Source organism: Microbacterium sp. HMWF026 (assembly GCF_003061325.1).
Taxonomy (GTDB): domain Bacteria; phylum Actinomycetota; class Actinomycetes; order Actinomycetales; family Microbacteriaceae; genus Microbacterium; species Microbacterium testaceum_E.
The window spans coordinates 1-4,390 of the sequence record NZ_QAJB01000310.1; the positions used below are offsets into that span (position 1 = coordinate 1).

4 protein-coding genes are annotated in these 4,390 nt (G+C 68.3%); 2 read left to right on the plus strand and 2 right to left on the minus strand.

The genetic code is table 11. The features are described 5' to 3' along the window. Together DBR36_RS18405 and DBR36_RS11985 are read right to left on the minus strand one after the other, a co-directional pair. On the minus strand, nt 1–155 hold a 155-nt coding region (locus DBR36_RS18405; RefSeq protein ID WP_108319678.1), incomplete at its 3' end, for a helix-turn-helix transcriptional regulator. Further along, nucleotides 152–778 (minus strand): hypothetical protein, encoded by a 627-nt coding sequence (locus tag DBR36_RS11985; protein WP_108319680.1) that lies wholly within the window; start codon nt 776–778, stop codon nt 152–154. The genes DBR36_RS18405 and DBR36_RS11985, both read right to left, overlap by 4 nt. Nucleotides 779–967: 189 nt before the next feature. Here DBR36_RS11985 and DBR36_RS11990 point away from each other — a divergent pair, with 189 nt between their 5' ends. Next, complete coding sequence (locus DBR36_RS11990; RefSeq protein ID WP_108319682.1) at nt 968–3,493, plus strand: ATP-dependent Clp protease ATP-binding subunit; 2,526 nt, start codon at nt 968–970, stop codon at nt 3,491–3,493. Nucleotides 3,494–3,564: 71 nt separating this feature from the next. Then, nucleotides 3,565–4,074, plus strand: coding sequence for an amino-acid N-acetyltransferase (locus DBR36_RS11995; RefSeq protein ID WP_108319684.1), 510 nt, complete (start codon nt 3,565–3,567; stop codon nt 4,072–4,074). The last annotated feature ends 316 nt before the right edge of the window (nt 4,075–4,390 follow it).

A 4,390-nucleotide genomic window follows, 5' to 3' on the forward strand; every position in this document is an offset into this window, starting at 1 on the left:
GCGCGGGCGCGGTCGTTCTTGAGCACCGAGAGGTTGACCACCGAGACGCCGACCAGCTCGCTCAGTCGCGTGAGCGTCATGCCCCGCGCGGCGAGCAGCTCGTCGAGACGGCAATGGATGCCGGTGGGCCCGTCATCCGCGCCCGCCGGCGTCATACGAGGCCCTCGGTGTCGCGCTGCAGACGGTCGCCCACCGAGAACACCGTCCCGGCAAGGGCGACGACGAATGCGAGGCCGAAGAGGACCGGCAGGTCGATGGTCTGCACGAGTCCGCGTTCGTAGGTGCGGTCCGAGATCCAGGCGAGGGCGCCGTTGGCGACCATGTTCTGGAAGAACGGCACGCCCGCGACGCCGACCAACGAGACGACGCCCGCCGCCGAGACGAGGGTGGTGTGGCGACGGCTGAAGATGCGTCCGCGCAGGATGCCGACGACCAGGATCAGCAGCAGAACCACCACGGTCACGACCGTCGCGGCGAAGAGCACCTGCGCGATGACGAGTGCGCCGAGTGAGGCGATCGGCAGTTCGGGGGCGACGACGACGCCGCTGCCGAGTTCGACGCTCACGGGTGCGCCGTCGGGGCCGAGCGGAGCCTGGGCGACCGTGTCGAGGAAGGGGGCTGCGACCCGCACGTCGCGGTTGGGCAGGGCGGCGACGATGTTCACCGTGCTCTGCACCACCGCCCACAGGGCCAGGCCGACGCCGAGCACGACGAAGAAGAGCATGCCGGCGGTGTCGCCGCGAGAGAGGATGCGCGAGGAAGGTCCGGGGGTGGCCATGATCGCTCCTTATCGATGATCGTTGTTATCGGTTTTCGATAACATAACGACAGTCGTTGGGTTCCGCAAGACCCGTCGTCGCGACGGTATGCCCACGGCGAACACGGGTCCCTGGCTCGCGGCCGCTGGTTACTCTCGATGTACGGCGCGCGGAGGCGTGCCTGTCAGCCCATTTCTGGAGGGACTGAGATGTTCGAGAGATTCACCGACCGTGCCCGTCGTGTGGTCGTCCTCGCCCAAGAAGAGGCGAAGATGCTCAACCACAACTACATCGGCACCGAGCACATCCTGCTCGGGCTGATCCACGAGGGCGAAGGTGTCGCCGCGAAGGCGCTCGAGTCCCTCGGCATCTCGCTCGACGCCGTGCGCGAGCAGGTGCAGGACATCATCGGGCAGGGGCAGCAGCAGCCGACCGGCCACATCCCCTTCACGCCGCGCGCGAAGAAGGTGCTGGAGCTCTCGCTGCGCGAGGCCCTGCAGCTCGGCCACAACTACATCGGCACCGAGCACATCCTGCTCGGCCTCATCCGCGAGGGCGAGGGCGTCGCGGCCCAGGTGCTCGTCAAGCTGGGCGCCGACCTGAACAAGGTGCGCCAGCAGGTCATCCAACTGCTCTCGGGGTACCAGGGCAAGGAGCCCGCGGGCGTGGCATCCGGAGCCGGAGAGCAGACCCAGGGCGCCGCCCAGGGCGGTTCGGCCGTGCTCGACCAGTTCGGTCGCAACCTCACGCAGGCCGCGCGCGACAACAAGCTCGACCCCGTGATCGGGCGCGAGAAAGAGATCGAGCGCGTGATGCAGATCCTGTCGCGCCGTTCCAAGAACAACCCCGTCCTCATCGGCGAGCCCGGTGTCGGAAAGACCGCCGTCGTCGAGGGCCTCGCGCAGGCCATCGTCAAGGGCGATGTGCCCGAGACGCTCAAGGACAAGCAGGTCTACTCGCTCGACCTCGGCTCGCTCATCGCCGGGTCGCGTTACCGCGGTGACTTCGAGGAGCGCCTGAAGAAGGTCACCAAAGAGATCCGCACGCGCGGCGACATCATCGTCTTCATCGACGAGATCCACACCCTCGTGGGTGCCGGTGCCGCCGAGGGCGCGATCGACGCGGCATCCATCCTCAAGCCCCTCCTCGCCCGCGGAGAGCTCCAGACCATCGGTGCCACCACGCTCGACGAGTACCGCAAGCACTTCGAGAAGGATGCCGCTCTCGAGCGCCGCTTCCAGCCGATCCAGGTGGCCGAGCCGAGCCTGCCCCACGCGATCAACATCCTCAAGGGTCTGCGCGACCGCTACGAGGCGCACCACAAGGTGCAGATCACGGACGGCGCGATCGTCGCCGCCGCGAACCTGGCCGACCGCTACATCAGCGACCGCTTCCTGCCTGACAAGGCCATCGACCTGATCGACGAGGCCGGCGCCCGCCTGCGTCTGTCGATCCTGTCGTCGCCGCCCGAGCTGCGCGAGTTCGACGAGAAGATCGCCAAGGTCCGCGAGCAGAAGGAGCAGGCCTCCGAGGAGCAGGACTTCGAGAAGGCCGCGTCGCTGCGCGACGAGGAGAAGTCGCTCCTGGCGGAGCGCCTGCGCCTCGAGAAGCAGTGGCGCTCCGGCGACGTCGCCTCGCACGCGGTGGTCGACGAGGGTCTGATCGCCGAGGTGCTCGCCCAGGCGACCGGCATCCCGGTGTTCAAGCTCACCGAGGAGGAGTCCAGCCGCCTCATGTTCATGGAGAAGGCCCTGCACCAGCGGGTCATCGGCCAGGAAGAGGCGATCGCCGCCCTGTCGCGCACGATCCGTCGTCAGCGCGCCGGCCTCAAGGACCCGAAGCGTCCGAGCGGCTCGTTCATCTTCGCCGGCCCCACCGGTGTCGGAAAGACCGAGCTCGCCAAGGCGCTCGCCGAGTTCCTCTTCGACGACGAGGGCGCGCTGATCTCGCTCGACATGTCGGAGTTCGGCGAGAAGCACACCGTCTCGCGGCTGTTCGGTGCCCCTCCCGGGTTCGTCGGCTTCGAAGAGGGCGGCCAGCTCACCGAGAAGGTGCGCCGCAAGCCGTTCTCGGTCGTGCTCTTCGACGAGATCGAGAAGGCCCACCCCGACATCTTCAACTCGCTGCTGCAGATCCTCGAAGAGGGTCGCCTGACCGACGGTCAGGGACGCGTCATCGACTTCAAGAACACCGTGATCATCATGACGACGAACCTCGGTTCGTCGGCGATCGCCGGTGGACCGGTCGGCTTCCAGGTCGAGGGCAGCGCTCAGACGTCCTACGAGCGGATGAAGGGCAAGGTCGACGAGGAGCTCAAGCGGCACTTCAAGCCCGAGTTCCTCAACCGCGTCGACGACGTGATCGTGTTCCCGCAGCTCAACAAGGACGAGCTGCGCCAGATCGTCGGTCTGTTCGTCAAGCGTCTGGCCGACCGTCTGCTCGACCGCGACATGACCGTAGAGCTGTCGGACGACGCCAAGGACAAGCTGATCGAGATCGGGTTCGACCCCACTCTCGGTGCGCGCCCGCTGCGTCGCGCCATGCAGCGCGAGGTCGAGGACCGTCTGAGCGAGAAGATCCTGCACGGGGAGCTCGAGTCGGGCGACCACGTCAAGGTCGGCGTCGAGAACGGACAGTTCACCTTCGACAGCGCTCCGCGCGGCGACAAGGTCGCGATCGGGGTCGGAACGGCCGGCGAGATCGCCGCCACCCCCGACACGCTCGCCGGCAGCTGACCGCCTAGCGAATGAAGGACCCGGATGCCACGGCATCCGGGTCCTTCCTCGTTGCGGCGTACGCTTGTCGGATGACCTCTTCCGCGCCGTTCGTCGTCCGCCCCGCCGGAACCGCCGACGTCCGCCGCATCCACGAACTGCTCGAGCCGTTCGTCCAGAAGCGCATCCTGCTGGGCAAGGACCTCGTCGTGCTGTACGGCTCGGTGCAGCAGTTCGTCGTCGCCGAGGTCGACGGCGTGGTCATCGGCTGCGGGGCACTGCACGTGATGTGGGACGATCTCGCCGAGATCCGTACGCTCATCGTGCACGAGGACTGGCTGCATCACGGCGTGGGCCGGGCGATCGTCGAGGTGCTCGAGGACCGCGCCCGCGAGCTGGGCGTGGCGCGGCTGTTCTGCCTGACCTTCGAGGTCGACTTCTTCACCCGGCGGGGGTTCGCCCCCATCGGCGAGCAGGTGGTCGATCCCGACGTCTACTCGCAGCTCGTCCGCAGCCCCGACGAGGGCGTCGCGGAGTTCCTCGATCTGGCCCACGTGAAGCCGAACACCCTCGGCAACACGCGAATGCTCAAGCAGCTCTGACCGACCCCGCTCGGCCCGGCGTCGGCGACCGTCTCCGCCCGCGGCGGCGCCCCCGGACCGCGTCATCGCACCCGCGTCGTCGCACCCGGCAAAGAGCTGAACGCGCGCGCCGCGGGAAAGGCTCCCGCTCGGGGCGCCTACCCTGGAACCATGACCGATGCCCCCCGTAGGCGGAGGCAGTCCCCGGCGGTCTACCGTCGACGCCGTCTCGCGGCCGGGCTTCTCGCCCTGCTCGTGATCGGCCTCGTCGTGTGGCTCGTCGCGGCTCCGCCGTGGCGCTCCGCCCCGACCGCGCAGGAGACCCCCGCGCCCGTCG